The sequence below is a fragment of the Glutamicibacter sp. BW80 genome (assembly GCF_002332385.1).
GTDB lineage: Bacteria > Actinomycetota > Actinomycetes > Actinomycetales > Micrococcaceae > Glutamicibacter.
Window position 1 is genome coordinate 1 of record NZ_NRGV01000025.1, and the last position, 14786, is coordinate 14786.

Annotated in this window: 17 protein-coding genes; 10 read left to right on the plus strand and 7 right to left on the minus strand. The window is 64.4% G+C overall.

From position 1 onward, the window contains the following. A partial coding sequence (locus CIK76_RS05800) for a hypothetical protein (protein ID WP_141393491.1) occupies window positions 1–224 on the minus strand: 224 nt, incomplete at its 3' end. Window positions 225–707: 483 nt separating this feature from the next. Here CIK76_RS05800 and CIK76_RS05805 point away from each other — a divergent pair. Then, window positions 708–1736, plus strand: a complete 1029-nt coding sequence (locus CIK76_RS05805; protein ID WP_096284375.1) for a hypothetical protein — start codon at window positions 708–710, stop codon at window positions 1734–1736. Window positions 1737–1856: 120 nt separating this feature from the next. Here the strand turns inward: CIK76_RS05805 and CIK76_RS05810 are convergent, their stop codons facing one another. Then, entirely contained in the window at window positions 1857–2813 is a 957-nt protein-coding gene (locus tag CIK76_RS05810; RefSeq protein ID WP_096284377.1) for a helix-turn-helix domain-containing protein, read from the minus strand. Here CIK76_RS05810 and CIK76_RS19580 point away from each other — a divergent pair. From CIK76_RS19580 to CIK76_RS05820, 3 genes are all read left to right on the plus strand, one after another. Continuing rightward, complete coding sequence (locus CIK76_RS19580) at window positions 2806–3024, plus strand: hypothetical protein (RefSeq protein WP_217990345.1); 219 nt, start codon at window positions 2806–2808, stop codon at window positions 3022–3024. The two genes, CIK76_RS05810 and CIK76_RS19580, sit on opposite strands and share 8 nt — an antisense overlap. Before the next feature lie 3 nt (window positions 3025–3027). Continuing rightward, window positions 3028–3489, plus strand: a complete 462-nt coding sequence (locus CIK76_RS05815) for an isochorismatase family protein (protein ID WP_217990346.1) — start codon at window positions 3028–3030, stop codon at window positions 3487–3489. Between the two features lie 98 nt (window positions 3490–3587). After that, a complete protein-coding gene (locus CIK76_RS05820) occupies window positions 3588–4028 on the plus strand; it encodes a VOC family protein (protein ID WP_096284379.1) in 441 nt (146 codons plus the stop codon). A gap of 51 nt (window positions 4029–4079) precedes the next feature. Here CIK76_RS05820 and CIK76_RS05825 read toward each other — a convergent pair whose 3' ends face one another. Next, a complete protein-coding gene (locus CIK76_RS05825; RefSeq protein ID WP_096284381.1) occupies window positions 4080–6089 on the minus strand; it encodes an acyl-CoA dehydrogenase in 2010 nt (669 codons plus the stop codon). Between the two features lie 19 nt (window positions 6090–6108). Continuing rightward, window positions 6109–6786 carry a TetR/AcrR family transcriptional regulator gene (locus CIK76_RS05830; protein WP_096284383.1) on the minus strand — a complete coding sequence of 226 codons (678 nt, stop codon included), beginning with the start codon at window positions 6784–6786 and terminating at the stop codon, window positions 6109–6111. 65 nt (window positions 6787–6851) lie between these two features. On the opposite strand from CIK76_RS05830, the gene CIK76_RS05835 reads away from it, so the two are divergent. Genes CIK76_RS05835 through CIK76_RS05855 form a run of 5 tightly spaced genes read left to right on the plus strand, consistent with a single transcriptional unit; the run spans window position 6852 to window position 11732 of the window. Next, window positions 6852–8147, plus strand: coding sequence for an acetyl-CoA C-acetyltransferase (locus CIK76_RS05835; RefSeq protein ID WP_096284385.1), 1296 nt, complete (start codon window positions 6852–6854; stop codon window positions 8145–8147). After that, complete coding sequence (locus tag CIK76_RS05840) at window positions 8148–9485, plus strand: 3-oxoacyl-ACP reductase (protein ID WP_096284387.1); 1338 nt, start codon at window positions 8148–8150, stop codon at window positions 9483–9485. Then, window positions 9486–10340: a MaoC/PaaZ C-terminal domain-containing protein gene (locus tag CIK76_RS05845; RefSeq protein ID WP_096284389.1), complete on the plus strand. Its 855-nt coding sequence runs from the start codon at window positions 9486–9488 to the stop codon at window positions 10338–10340. Between the two features lie 55 nt (window positions 10341–10395). Beyond that, the gene (locus tag CIK76_RS05850) at window positions 10396–10758 is read left to right on the plus strand and encodes a metalloregulator ArsR/SmtB family transcription factor (RefSeq protein ID WP_096284391.1); all 363 of its coding nucleotides are present in this window, start codon (window positions 10396–10398) and stop codon (window positions 10756–10758) included. Then, window positions 10755–11732 carry a cation diffusion facilitator family transporter gene (locus CIK76_RS05855; protein ID WP_255248363.1) on the plus strand — a complete coding sequence of 326 codons (978 nt, stop codon included), beginning with the start codon at window positions 10755–10757 and terminating at the stop codon, window positions 11730–11732. Before CIK76_RS05850 ends, CIK76_RS05855 begins: the two co-directional genes overlap by 4 nt. 5 nt (window positions 11733–11737) lie before the next feature. Here CIK76_RS05855 and CIK76_RS05860 read toward each other — a convergent pair whose 3' ends face one another. Beyond that, complete coding sequence (locus tag CIK76_RS05860; RefSeq protein ID WP_096284393.1) at window positions 11738–12925, minus strand: glycosyltransferase; 1188 nt, start codon at window positions 12923–12925, stop codon at window positions 11738–11740. A gap of 425 nt (window positions 12926–13350) precedes the next feature. Beyond that, entirely contained in the window at window positions 13351–13548 is a 198-nt protein-coding gene (locus CIK76_RS05865) for a hypothetical protein (RefSeq protein WP_096284395.1), read from the minus strand. 224 nt (window positions 13549–13772) lie between these two features. Between CIK76_RS05865 and CIK76_RS19320 the strand changes: the two genes are divergently transcribed. After that, window positions 13773–13937: a hypothetical protein gene (locus CIK76_RS19320; protein ID WP_176484107.1), complete on the plus strand. Its 165-nt coding sequence runs from the start codon at window positions 13773–13775 to the stop codon at window positions 13935–13937. Window positions 13938–14188: 251 nt separating this feature from the next. Here CIK76_RS19320 and CIK76_RS05870 read toward each other — a convergent pair whose 3' ends face one another. Then, a complete protein-coding gene (locus CIK76_RS05870; RefSeq protein WP_176484108.1) occupies window positions 14189–14776 on the minus strand; it encodes a Fic family protein in 588 nt (195 codons plus the stop codon). Window positions 14777–14786 lie beyond the last annotated feature (10 nt).

A 14786-nucleotide genomic window follows, 5' to 3' on the forward strand; every position in this document is an offset into this window, starting at 1 on the left:
TAGGCGAGTTTGGCTTGGGCTGCGCTGCAGCTGGCTTTGAGCCGTTCGAGGTCGTCGATGGTTTGGGTGAGGGTGGCTTGGTTGCCGTGTTCCAGGATGGTGGCTAGGCGGATGTTGAGGTCCTCGATGAAGGGCATGGGTTGGTCCAGGACGCCGGGGGTGGGTGGCCTGGGTGGGGGCTGGGTTTCGAAGTCTTTGTTGGCTTCGGTGTGTTCTTCGAACATATTTCCACTGTATAGGGGTGGTGTGGAGGGTTTGGGGCGGTGTTCACCAACTGTGGATAAGCGTGAAATTAAATAATTTTTTGGACGGCGACTGGCAGGTCAAGAAGAAGAGGGGCGCAACTTTTCCGTTGGAGCGTAGGGGGTAATTGAAGCCTTCCGCTCTGCGAGACGGGGGAGCGTGCTGGCGCTCTAAGCCTTTGGCGCAGGAAAGGGTTTCGTGGAAGTCCACATGGGGCTCGATCAAGTATTTATGCGAAGCAAAAAATGGCGTCCCGCTTTTACTGCTCAGAGTATTGCCGAGTTAGAGCAGGTTGCCATCAGGGTCGCAAGCGATGGATTCGTTGCCGCGACCCCTTCGGTATGCGTATTTAGGCCATCGCGTTGTTCGGAAAATATCCTGCAGGTTCTTTGATGACTCCAATTTCACTTGGTAGTGTTCATTCTAATGAATGGGCTTTAGGGTCTGGTAGGCGAAAGGGCGCCGTGGCGGAACAGAAGAAGACGTACAGCAGGAATTGGGCTATCGGAAGCATCGTCGGGTTGCTAGTCCTGGCGTTGAGCGCCTGCGGGTGGATGTACAGCGTGCAAAGCCGATTGCCTGCAAAACTTGCCGTTCACTGGAACGGCAGGGGTGAGGTTGACGAGTTTGCCACTCTTGCCAACGTGGCCATTTCGACCATGCTGCTGACGGTGTTTATTGGCGTTGCCATATGCTGGTCGGCGATCTTGCTCCGTGCGCATTCACTTATGCTTGCACGCATCGGATTGGGCTTCGGCGTCGCCTTGAGCACCATGGTTACCGGCCTGTTTCTCGCACTCGTGGCCGGGCAGCTTGATCGCCCGACCACAGAACATGCTGCGCTGTCCAGTCCGGTCATTGCCGGAGCTATTGTCGTTTCCGTTCTGGCTGGATTTGCAACCGTTATGGCCTACCGTCCCAAGGAGATCGTGCGCGAACAAAGCCTGGAAGCCGTTCGGGCGGATGAACTAGCCAATGATCCGGCTTCCGCGGCATCGCGAACCCAGGAGGACCGCGCCGCGCACCGCGTAGTCCACGAAATCCCGTTGCGGGTGGCACCGCTGCGCTATCTACTGGTGACGATTGCGCTGCTGGCGGTGCTTGTCGGCTGGTATATGGATCAGTTCTATCTCGTTTTTTCCTCGGTGATTGCGGGAGCCATCTGCTGGATCTTTTTCGCCGGGACCTTTGTGGTGGACGCGGCGGGAACCCGGTTCGTGGCCTCCGGCTTTTGGAAGGTCATGAAGCTGGACTATGGCGGCATCAAAGGCGTCCATATTAAAGACATCAAGGCGTTGGACTATGGTGGCTGGGGTTACCGGTCGGATATTTATGACAGGGGGTTCATCACCGGCGATGGTCCCGCGGTGCTGATCGATATGGGCTACCACCAGCAGCACGTCATCTCCATGCCCGACCTTAAAACTGCAATCGAAACCGCCGCGCTGATCAATGCCTACCGGGCGCTGGAGGCGGCGAAGAGCAGCAACTAGGCGGGCCCTGGCCTATTTCAAAGGCTCTGATCGAGCGTCACACTGCGCGCGTTGCGCGGAATTGGTGCAAGAAAGCCGCGATTTTCCGCGGGCAGACCGGTGGCAATCGGGGGCTCCGCGCTAGCCCCGCTGCTGGAAAGCCTTGCGGTATTCAGCCGGGGCCACTCCCTTGATCGCCCGGAATCTCTGGCGGAAAGAAACCGGTGTCGCATAGCCGACCGCCCGCGCGATCTCGGCAATCGAGTTGGTGCTTTCCTCCAGCAACGCGCTGGCCTCCTCGACGCGCCACCGCATCACCCATTGCTGCGGTGTCGTTCCCGTTTCGGCCGCGAAGCGTCGAAGAAAGGTCCGTTCGGTCATGCAGGCGTGCCTGGCATAGTCAGCGACCGTACGGGATTGGCTTGGATCTTCTTGCAGCAGGCTGCGCACGGCGTGAAGCGCCTGCCCATCGGCATCCTTGAGGGCTACCGGGGTGCGGACAAATTGCGCCTGGCCTCCGGCGCGGTGCGGGGCCATCACCATGGAACGAGAAACCGTTGTGGCGATCTTTCCGCCGCACAACTGGCGGATCAAGTGGATGCTTAAATCGATTCCCGCTGCCACGCCGGCCGAGGTCCAGAGGCGATTGCTGCCGACGAAGAGCGCCGATGGGTCCACGTCGACTTGCGGAAATCGTTGGGCGAATTCATCGGTCAAGGCCCAGTGCGTGGTTGCGCTCTGTCCATCCAGCAGTCCGGTCTGCGCCAGGACGAAGGCGCCCGAGCAGAGCGAAGCGACGATCGCCCCGCGTTGGTGCGCTGCGCTGATGGCTCGCAGGTATTTGGTATCTGGAATGCTGTCGGGATTGGCTAACCCGGGGATCAGCAAAACGTCCGCATTGGCTGCCCACGCGAGGGAGCCATCCGCAGCGCACCTAGCCCCGTCGGTCAGCTCTACGAGCCCCGATTCAGCGGAGCATCGACGAAGCTCCAGATCCAAGGGCGGCGACGAGATTCGTTCGGTTGCCCAGGTCTCGGCGACGATGGCAACGTCAAAAAGCCTGGATCCTGGCATTAGCAAAAGGGCTACGGTGAGCATTCCACAATTATTTGGCGGTAAATCATCGAACAGTGTCAAAACTGCCGCTCATGATCTGCGCCGTTCCGGCGGAAAAGTAGCAACCATGAATGAAATCAACATCGACCAATTCGCGCCATCGGCAAATCCCGCACTGATCATGATCGACGTGCAGCAAACTTTCGACTGCGCCGAGCACTGGGGGAGGCGAAACAACCCCGAGGCCGAATAGAATATGCAGCGGCTGCTCGCTTGCTGGCAAGAGCGCGGTTTGCCGATCGTCATCGTCACCCACATTTCCAAGCTCATCGATTCAACTTTCCACCCGCAGCACGCGACGTCGAAGCTGAAGCCCTTCCTGGCAAATGTCATTCCGAGCGTCAAGATCACTAAAACCGTGAATTCTTCGTTCTGCGGAACCCCGGACCTGGCAAGCTGGCTCAGCGGGCAGAACATCAGCCACATCGTCCTGTGCGGCATACAAACCAATATGTGCGTGGAGACCACGGCGCGGATGGCCGGAAACCTGGGCTTCAACACGCAGGTGGCCATCGATGCCTGCCATACCTTCGATCTCGCAGGGGACGATGGCTTGGAGATTAGCGCCGAACAGCTCACGCAGGTGAGCGCCACCAACTTATCGGGCGGCGGGTTCGCCTCGCTTGAGTCGACCGCGTCGATTATCGGGCGGCTATGACCTCTTTGTAAGCAGAAAACCTGAGCAGCTGTGGTGCCCGGCGCCGGGCGGGCGTAGCATGTGGACTTGCGCCACACGAAACCCGAAGGGACAGCGCCATGCCACGGATCAAGAAGTTCGACCATGTGGGAATCACCGTCGCCGATCTGGATGCGGTGACCGAATTCTTCGTGAGCCTGGGGATGCACGTCGCCGGGCGCGTGGACGGGATGGAGGGCGAGTTTCTGGAAACCGTCTGCGGGATCCCCGGATCGCGCACCGACGTGGTGATGCTGCTGGCCGAGGATGGTGCCACGGGGATCGAGCTGTCCAGCTTCGAGCGGCCCGACCACGGGCCCGGGTTGCCGGAGGCGATGGCCAACGAACTGGGCATCCGCAACGTCGCCTTTGAGGTGGAGGACCTGCGCGGCATGGTCGCCGGGCTGCAGGCCGAGGGCTATGAGCTGGTCGGCGGCATCGGCGAATACCAGGGCAGCTGGCAGATGGCCTACGTGCGCGGGCCCGAGGGGATCCTGGTCGCGCTCGCGCAGCCGATTTAAACGCCGCAGGCCCGCCGGCGGAGCATTCCGCCGGCGGGCCTGCTCGAGCAACTAGGCCTTGGCCTTCTTCAGCGACTTCTCGCTGACCGGGGCCTGGTCGCTGGCGCGCAGCTTGGCGAAGTACGCCATCGCCTCATCCTGGCGTTCGGCTTCGATGCCGCTGGAGATCTCCGCGCGCAGGTGCTCCTGGGTGTAGCCGAAGGCGTCGACCAGCTCCTGGGCGTGCGGGCGCAGGCGCGCGAGCAACCGGTTGATGTAGCCCGGCAGGGTGCGCGCGCGCTGCATGGACAGCCGCCCGTGCCCCAGGAACCAGCCCAGATCGTCTTCGATCACGCTCAGCGCGAAGACATCGCGCAGCCAGGTGAGCACCTCGCGGGTCGGCTCGTCGGAGATCTTCTCCAGCGCGGCGGTGAAGGCCTCCCAGCGCAGCAGCTCGCCGTGCGCGCGGGCGGCGGCGATGAGCAATTCCTGGTTCTCGTTGAAGGCGTTGGCGGCCTTGAGCTTGTCCTTGCCGGCGGCGCGCAACGCGGTGGCCACCTCGGCCACCTTCGCATTGATCCGGTCGGTGAGCAGTTCGCGCTGGTTCTCCGGATCCTTGAAGAAGTTCGCGCTCTTGCGCTCGTCGGAGATGTCCACGAAGGCCTGGCCGACGCTGCGCAGCCCCGAGCGGTGCAGCGCGGTGGTGCCCACCTGCTTGGCCACGTAGCGGGCCATCGCCCCGGTATCGAGCTTGCGGAATTCCGCGGCGTAGTCGGTGAGCAGACGCTTGCCCACCAGCTGCAGCAGCACGTTGTTATCGCCCTCGAAGGTCACGTAGACGTCCAGGTCCGCGCGCAGCTGGGTGAAGCGGTTCTTGGCGATGAAGCCGGCGCCGCCGCAGGCCTCGCGGGCCTCCTGGATGGTGTCCAGCGCATCCCAGGTGCTCAGCGACTTGAGCGCCGCGGCCAGGGTTTCCAGGTCCTGGCGGTCCTCGTCGGTGTCCTCGCGGCCGGAGAAGACCGCATCGAACTTGTCCAGCAGCTCGTCGTGGGCGAAGCTGGCCGCATAGGTGCGCGCCAGCCGGGGCAGCAGCCGGCGCTGGTGGCGCTGGTAGTCCAGCAGCGTGGTCTCCTCGGTGTCCGAGACGCTGTTGAACTGGCGGCGCTGGTTGCCGTAGGTCACCGCGATCTGCAGGGCCATCTTCGACGCGCCGGTGGCCGCGCCGTCCAGCGAGACACGGCCCTGGACCAGGGTGCCGAGCATCGTGAAGAAGCGCCGGCCCGGGGAGGAGATCGGGGAGCTGTAGCTGCCGTCGGCGGCGACGTCACCGTAGCGGTTGAGCAGGTTGCTGCGCGGGATGCGCACCTGGGTGAAGTGCAGCCGGCCGTTGTCGATGCCGTTCAGCCCGCCCTTGAGCCCGTCGTCCTCGCCGCCGATGCCTGCCAGGAACTCGCCGTTGGCGTCGCGGATCGGCACGTAGAAGCAGTGCACCCCGTGGTTGACGCCGTTGGTGATCAGCTGGGCGAATACGGTGGCGGCGGTGCCGTGCAGTGCGGCGTTGCCCAGAAATTCCTTCCAGGCCGCTGCGAAGGGGGTGTGGATGATGAACTCTTCGCTGGCCGGATCATAGGTGGCGGTGGTGGCCACCGCGGCGACGTCCGAGCCGTGGCCGATCTCGGTCATCGCGAAGGCGCCGGGTACCTGGAGGTTCATCGCACCGGGCAGCCATTTGGCGTGGTGCTCGGCGGTGCCCAGATGCATGATGGCTCCGGCGAACAACCCCCACTGCACCCCGGCCTTGATCTGCAGCGAGGGGTCCGCGGCGACGAGTTCCTCGAAGGCGGCGATGGATCCGCCGTGGTCATCCTGCCCGCCGAATTCCTTCGGGAAGGCACGCTGCACGGCCTTCTGCTCGACGAGGATCTTCAGCTGGCCGAGCACCTGCTCGCGGTGCTCGTCCATGGACCAGGCGGGGTCGCGCTGCAGCTTCGGGTCCGCGGCGCGGGCCCGGGAGGCCTTACGGATCTCGGCGTAGGGGCCGAGCAGCTGTTCGGCGAGGGCTTGGACATTGATGCTGGTCATAAGTGGGGCCTTTCGGATGCTAGGAGCGGGAGTTGGTGGAGATGCCGTGGGTGAGCCAGCTGCTCAGCGCCTCGGCTAGTTCATTCAGGCTCGGCTTGCCCGGGGCGTCGGGCTGGCGCAGCCAGAGCTCCCCGGCGGAGCGGATCATGCCCAGCGCCGCGCGCGGCCAGAGCGCGGTGGCGTTGGAGGGGGTGAGCGTGTGCGCGGCGAAGTGCGCGCTGAGCCGTTCGTTCATCAGCGAGGTGACTTCGTCGAAGAAGGCATTCAGCACCCCGGTGGAGCCGGTGGCCGCGCGGTCCGGGGCGGTGAGCACATCCGGGGTCTGCGCGGTGACGAAGAAGTACAGGTTCGGGCTGCCCTTGGCCAATTCCAAGTAGGCGGTGACCATTGCGCGCAGCGCCCCGGCCTCGTCGCCCTCGGCGAGCCCGGCGGCGATGATGGAGTCGCGGAAGTCGGAGATGACCACGGCGCCCAGCGCCTGGCGCAGGCCCTCCTTGTCACCGAAGTAGCGGTAGTACACCGGCTTGGAGGTTTTGGCGTGCGCCGCGATCTCCTCCATGGAGACCTGCGGGCCGAGCTTGTGCACCGCCTTGCGGGCGAGCTTGAGCAGCTCCTCGTGGCGCTGGCTGCGGTGCGCCTGCCAGCGGGCCGAACGCCCGTCGGTAGCCGAGTCGATATCTGGGGTGATCTTGTTCACGTAACCCAGAGTATCATGTACTCTTGGTTACAGTAATACTTCTCACAACCTCCAGGAGTTCCTTCATGGCCGACCAGCCAGTGCGCAATGCAGTCATCATCGGTGGCAACCGCATTCCCTTCGCCCGTTCGAACACCGCCTACGTCAACGTCTCGAACCAGGACATGTTCACCGCCGCACTGGAAGGGCTGGTGGCCCGCTTCGGCCTGCAGGGTGCGCGCCTGGGCGCCGTGGCCGGCGGCGCGGTGCTCAAGCACTCCAAGGACTTCAACCTGGTCCGCGAGTCGGTGCTCGGCAGCTCGCTGGACGCCGCCACCCCGGCCTACGACGTGCAGATGGCCTGCGCCACCGGCATGGAGGCCATCGGCTCGCTGGCCAACAAGATCAAGCTCGGCCAGCTCGACTCGGCCATCGGCGGCGGGGTGGACACTACCAGTGACGCGCCGATCGTCGTCTCGGAGGGGCTGCGCGCAGTGCTGCTGGAACTCTCCCGCGCGCGCAGCACCAAGGCCAAGCTGACCGCCCTGTCCAAGCTGCGCCCGGCGCATCTGGCCCCTTCGGCGCCGGGCACCGGCGAGCCGCGCACCGGGCTGTCCATGGGCGAGCACCAGGCGATCACCACCCACGCCTGGGGCGTCACCCGGGCGGAACAGGACGAGCTGGCGCTGGCCAGCCACCAGAATCTGGCCGCCGCCTACGAGCGCGGCTTCTTCGACGACCTGCTCACCGCCTTCAACGGCCTGGCCAGGGACAATAACCTGCGGCCCGACTCGAGCATGGAAAAGCTGGCCAAGCTCAAGCCGGCCTTCGGCAAGAACCTGGGCGAGGAGGCGACGATGACCGCGGCGAACTCCACCCCGCTGACCGACGGGGCCTCCGCGGTCCTGCTGGGCAGTGAAGAGTTCGCGGCGGCCAACGACCTGCCGATGCTGGCGAACTTCGTGGACTTCGAGGCCGCCGCGGTGGACTTCGTGCACGGCGCCGAGGGGCTGCTGATGGCCCCGGCCTACGCCACCGCCCGGCTGCTGGCGCGCAATAGCCTCACCCTGGGTGACTTCGACTTCGTCGAGATCCACGAGGCCTTCGCCGGCACCGTGCTCGCCACGCTGAAGGCCTGGGAGTCGGAGGAGTTCTGCCGCGAAAAGCTCGGGCTGGATGCGCCGCTGGGCTCCATTGACCGGGCTAAGCTGAACGTCAACGGCTCCTCGCTGGCCGCCGGGCACCCGTTCGCCGCCACCGGCGGGCGGCTGATCGCCAGCACCGCGAAAATGCTGCATGAAAAGGGTTCGGGGCGCGCACTGATTTCGGTGTGCGCCGCCGGGGGACAGGGCGTAGTGGCAATCTTGGAGGCACGAAGCTAAATGGCAGATAAGTACCTGGAACTAGTTAATAGCGGAATGACCAAGAAGCTGGCCAAGCTGCTCGGGCTGCCCCGTCCGCCGCGGCTGCGCCGCTACACCCCGGACACCGCGCTGCTGCCCGGCCCGGTGCTGGTGCTCGGCGCCTCCGCACGCGCCCAACAGCTGTGCGACACCCTGGTCTCCTGGGGGCTGGACGTACGCCGGCACGACGCGGGGCAGAGCAAACTCGGCGGGATCGTGCTGCTGCTCGATGAGCTCACCGACCCCGAACAGCTCTCGGAGCTGATGCTGAGTACCGGCGCCGCGCTGCGCCAGCTGGTCCCCGGGGCGCGCCTGGTCTCCTTCTCCCGTCCCGCGCTGGCCGAGAATGCTCCCGCGGTGGCCGCGGTGCGCCAGGGCATCGATGGTCTCATCCGTTCGCTTGGACGCGAAATGCGCGCCGGGGCCACGGCCAACGGCATCGTGCTGGAAAACGAAACCCAGCTGGACAGCCCGAGTGCGCTGGGCGCCCTGCGCTTCTTCTTCTCCGGGCGCAGCGCCTATGTGGACGGCCAATTCCTTCGCGTGCGCACCGAGTACGGGGAGCTTCCGGCAGATTTCCGTGCCCCGCTGCGCGGCAAGGTGGCGGTGGTCACCGGCGCCGCCCGCGGCATCGGCGCGGACATCGCCCGCACGCTGGCCCGCGATGGGGCGCAGGTGGTGCTGGTGGATATGCCGGCCGCCGGGGATGCGCTGGCCAAGGTGGCCAATGAGGTCGGCGGCACCACCTTGCAGCTGGATGTCACCGCCACGGACGCCGGGGCGCGGATCCTGGATCACGCCCTGTCCCGCCACGGCGAGCTGGATCTGGTGGTGCACAATGCCGGCATCACCCGGGACAAGCTGCTGGCGAATATGGACGCCGGGCGCTGGGACTCGGTGATCGCGGTGAACATCTCCGCCCAGCTGCGCATGAACGAGGTCTTCCTCGCCGCGAAGCTGCCGGGTCTGCGCGTGGTCTCGCTGGCTTCCACCTCCGGGATCGCCGGCAACCGCGGGCAGACGAACTATGCGGCGAGCAAGGCCGGGGTGATCGGCATGGTGCGCGCCAGCGCGGGGCTGTTCGCCGAGCACGGCGGCTCGATCGCCGCGGTGGCCCCCGGGTTCATCGAAACCGAGATGACCGCGAAGATCCCGCTGGGCACCCGCACGGTGGCGCGCTTGGTGCTGCCCTCGCTGATGCAGGGCGGATTGCCGGTGGACGTGGCCGAGGCCATCGCCTTCCTCGGCTCCGACGCGGCGGCCGGGCTGAACGGTTCGACCTTGCGCGTCTGCGGCCAGTCGCTGGTGGGTGCCTAGATGGGCGCCGAGCTAGTCACCGAAATCCCGACTATGGCCGCGGTCTATGCCCGGGCGGTGAAAACCCTCACGCGCAAGCCGAAAAATCCGGTGCTGCCCGAGGTGACGCTGATCTTCCAAGGTGCCCGAGCGGATCAAGCGAAACTGGCCGCCTACCGCCAAGCGGTGAGCGCGCCGGCCAACGGCAAGCTTCCGAGCCTGTACGTGCACTCGCTGGCCTTCCCGCTGGCGATGTCGCTGATGCTGCGCGGCGACTTCCCGCTGCCGCTGCTGGGCATGATCCACCTGGGCAACCAGGTCTCGGTCACCGAGCCGCTGGGCCAGGAGGAGGTCTTCGACGTCGAGGTGAATGCCGAAAACCTGGTGGCGCACGCCAAGGGGGCCTGCTGCGATCTGGTGGTGAAGATCGTGGTCGCCGGGGAAACCCGGCTCACGCTGCGCAGCACCTTTCTGGCCAAGGGCGTGACGCTGGGCGGAGACACGCCGGCTAAGGCCCATGAGCGCTTTGTGCCGCCGCAACGCACCGCCGCCTGGAAACTGGACGGCGGCACCGGACGGCGCTGGGCCGCGGTGGCGGGGGACTACAACCCGATTCACCTCAGCGCGCTGAGCGCCAGGGCCTTGGGCATGCCCGGGGCGATCGCGCACGGCGTCTATCTGGCCGCCCGCGCACTGGCCGCGATCGAGCCCGCCAGCGGGAACTACGAGTGGGAGATCGAATTCCGGACGCCGGTGGTGCTGCCGGCCGCGGTGGATTTGGCCTTTGTGCCCAGCGCAACGGGGTTCGCGGTGCAGGGCTGGAATCCGCGCAAGGGCAAACCGCACTTCGAGCTTCGGCTGGCCCGCGAGGTTTAGCGCCCGGTGGCGGCGGGCTCTAGCGGGGGAAGGCCTGCAATGCCATAATGTGCGTATGAATGCAGATAAGAGAGTTTGTGCGCTGCAGGTGGACAGCCAGTATGTGGAACTCGCGGTAGAGGTCTTCTCCATGCTCGCCGACGCCACCCGGGTACGGATCATCCTGGCCCTGCGCGAAGGCGAAATGGCCGTGGGCGCGCTGGCCGGCATCGTGGGCAAATCCCCGGCCGCGGTCTCCCAGCATCTGGCCAAGATGCGGCTGGCCCGGATGGTTTCCACCCGCCAGGACGGCACCAAGGTGCTGTACCGGCTGGAGAACGAGCATGCCAGGAAGCTGGTGGCCGACGCGATCTACCAGGCCGAACATGCCCTGGGCGGCGTGCCCGCGCACCACCGCGGCGAGCGAGGCACACCGTGAACACCACCGCTGACCACGTGCACACGCACCGCACCGGATTCAAGGGGTGGCTGATCGAGCTGTTCATGCCGCATAGCCACGATGCCGCCGATTCCATCGACGACGCCATGGAGGCCAACCGGGAGGGCATCCGCGCGCTGAAGCTGAGCATGGTGATCCTGCTGGCCACCACGGTGCTGCAGGTGATCGTGGTGGTCTTCAGCGGGTCCGTGGCGCTGCTGGCAGACACCATCCACAACTTCTCCGATGCGCTGACCGCCGTGCCGCTGTGGATCGCGTTCATCCTGGGCCGCAAGGCGGCGGGCAAACGCTATACCTACGGCTACGGACGGGCCGAGGACCTGGCCGGGCTGTTCATCGTGCTGGTCATCGCGCTCTCCGCGGTGCTCGCCGCCTGGCATTCAATCGAGCGGCTTGTCAACCCGCAGCCGCTGCAGAACCTGTGGTGGGTGCTCGCCGCCGGGGTGATCGGCTTTGCCGGCAACGAGCTAGTGGCGGTCTACCGGATCCGGGTCGGGCAGAAGATCGGCTCGGCCGCGCTGGTGGCCGACGGGGTGCATGCGCGCACCGACGGCTTCACCTCCCTGGCCGTGGTCTTCGGCGCGGTGGGCGTGATGCTCGGCTTCCCGCTGGCCGATCCGATCATCGGCCTGCTGATATCCGCGGCGATCATCGTGCTGCTCGCCGGGACGGTCAAAAGCATCGGCCGGCGGCTGATGGACGGGATCGAGCCCGAACTGGTTTCCCGCGCGCAGACCGCGCTGGCGGGCGCTCCCGGGGTGCTGGAAGTATCGCGGCTGCAATTGCGCTGGGTGGGGCACCGGCTGCAGGGCAGCTCAACGATCCTCGTCGCCGACGCGCCACTCTCGCAGATCCAAGGGATCACCGCCGAGGCCGAGCTCCGTTTAGCCGCGGCGCTGCCCAAGCTCGAGGACATGGTGATCACCGCGTCCACCGGCGAGCCGCGGCGCTGAACCGCTTAGGAACGGCATTGGCAGGACATGCGGTAACTGGCCAGCGTGGACACCGCGGCCCGCTCCCAGGTGAATTCGCCCGAATGCTCCAGGGCCGCATGCCCGGCCCGGGTCACCCGCGCCGGATTGCGGGCCAGCTCGATCAGCTGCTGCGCCCACAGTTGTGCCGAGGGTTCGGGAATCAGCCAGCCCGAAACCCCATCGTCCACCGCGTAGCCCAATCCGCCGACCCGATTGGCCAGCACCGGAGTGCCGCAGGCCTGCGCCTCGGCGGCGACCAGCCCGAAGGTCTCCGAAAGCGAGGGCACGGCCACCACATCGGCGTTGGCGAAAACCGCTGCCAGTTCGGCCGGCTGCAGCGGACCGAAGAAGCTCAAGCGCTCGGCGACGCCTTCGCGGCGGCCCAGGGCTGGCAGGTCGTAGTCCCCGCCGCCGGACAGCGCGCCGAAGAGCGAGGCGGTAATGCGCAGCTCGGGTGCGCTGCGCTGGGCAATGCCCAGCGCCTCGATGAGCAGATGCGCGCCCTTCAGCCGCTGCATGCGCCCGGCATAAACCAGATGCAGGTCATCCTCGCCCAGGGGGCGGGCAAGCTTGTCCTGCTCCGGGTGGAAAATGCGGTGGTCGACCCCCGGGAGCACCACGTCGAGCCGCTCGCGTTCGAGCCGGTAGAAGCGCTCGAGCTGGGCGGCCTCGACGGGGGTATTGGCGATCACCCGGTCGGCCTGGGCCAGCAAGGTCCGCTCGGACTCCTTGCGCAGCTCCGGCTCGGGTAGTCCGGACTCGAACTCCTTGGCCGCCGCCGAGGTGTGCATGGTGAGCACCAGCGGCACCCGCCACGCCGCGGCAAGCTGCCGCCCGACCAGGCCCGAAAGCCAATAGTGCGCGTGCACGATGTCGATCTTCAGCTCGCTCAAATGCTCGGCGATCCGTGCGGCGGCCGGATCGATGATACCCGGCAGTTCGTCCTTGCTCAGCGCCTGGCCGGCGGCGACCTGCACCTGATGCATCCACACGCCCGGGGTTACTTCGGCGCTGCTGCTTGGCTCGGCGGTGCGGGTGAGCATATGCACCTCGTGCCCCAACGCACCGAGGGCATAGGAGAGATTCTGGATGTAGACGTTCATGCCTCCGGCGTCTCCGGACCCGGGCTGCTGCATGGGGGAGGTGTGCAGGGAGAGCATGGCGATGCGCATGAAAAGAGGCTCCAGCCGGATCGAGAATATGACCGTAGGACAATTGAGGGTCGAGTCGATATTACCAATAGCCGCCTTGCGTTGGCTCAGGCAGGCTCGCCGTGCAGCAGATCGGGGACGGGGAAGTGGCGCAAGCAGAACACCCACGCGTATAGGGCTGCTACCCGTCGACTCGATAAAGCAGGGCGATGAGTCGATTCCGGCAACTTTTCACTCAACTGCATGCCCACTTAGCGAGTTCTGGAGAGTGGACCTTGGGTTCGGTGAGCATTCAAGGGTCGGTATGTCCGGTCAGTTGAAGCGAATGCCCCGTACGAATTCGATCGCGATATCGAAGCGCTGATGGTTTAGGCAGCGCCGGGCATGCCATAGCAACTGGGCTGGCCATGCCAAGGGTGGTGCATACTTCGGGGCCAACGTGGAGGCTAGTCGCCGTCATCCATTTCGATAACACTTGCCACGGTCACGCTCGCAATGTCGACGCCGGTCAGGTCGGCCACCACCGAACGTGCCATATGCGGCACTTCCTCCCAGGTTTTTGCCTGAGTCAAAGCGCCTTCAACCTCGGGAACGCTGACCGCATAGACGTCGTCGGCGTGTACGTACCGAACTTCAATCTCCATGACCAAGGTATGGCCCTAGCGGGCAGCTGAATCAAGGGGCGAATTCACTAAATAAGCGCGGTGAATTCTTAGGGTTTGCAACTGAACTATTGCAGCGCGATTGGAGCCATCCTGCCGCAGTGGTTTCAGTGGAAAATGAAAACTCTCGTGAACCAAATGTAACAAGGCTTTTTGTGCTGAACCGGAATGTTTGGGACCAGCCGCGATTGTTGAAGTGGACGTCCGTGGCATTTATGCAGCTAATTTCGAAACGTGAACGCGACGCTGCCGGCTATTTCCCGCACCGAGCCCATGACCACGCAGACGAACTGAACCTTATCGGTGAATCGAACGTGCCGGAAGTCCGCAAAAAGTTATTCGAGGGCTACCTGGACTTCCTAGACGCCTAGCAGGGTTTCCCATACTTGCACCATGGCTAAAACAACTTACACGACGGTCACGGACGTTGCGGTGCTCGGAGTAGATCAGTGGTCGCCCTCCCGAGGAGTCAGCGAAGTCAAGCAAGACCTACTTGGACAGCTGGCAACCGCTAGCTCACCTGATCCCACGCATCGACGGGCAGACCGAAGTCGGGGACTCAGGGCCAATGAAAGTAGCAGGTGCGGTAAATGAATCACCGTGCAACGGTACGTGGAACAATTCAGGTTCTTAAAACCGGGGGTACGGCCGTGACACATTTATCCAGAGCCCGACGCAAAGGCTCTAGATTCAGATCTTCCCTTGCGATTCTACTTGTCTCGTTCAATTCGTTACCTTGTATAGGCTGCCAAACCAAATACCAACCGGCGGAAAACGCTATTCTCGACCAGTAAGTTCGTTGCATTCTGCCATTTCCTTCACGGAACGGGTGAATGTGGTTGAGCTCGTCGTAGAATTTCGCAAGTGAATCAATGAATTCTTCTTTCTCCAAGTCTTTGAGATGGTTGCGATTCGCCAGCTCGGACATGACATTGTCGATAAGAAAGGGAATGTGAGAACTGGGCGCAAAAAATTGCCCTGAACCCCGCCGCATATTGATGGTCCGGTACTCGCCGGCCCAATCGTAAACATCTTGAAATAGATGCCTGTGGAGGCCTCTTATTTCCCAGGCATCACGAGTTTGTTCCACTAGTTCATGGTCGCGAAGTTGAACGACACGTGCGTGGAATAGGTCGGCTTCAGCCTCAGCGAGCGCTTGATACGAGTCGGCCCCGACTAAGTTCCTCAGAACTCCATCGGGGCTGGTCAAATATGGATCC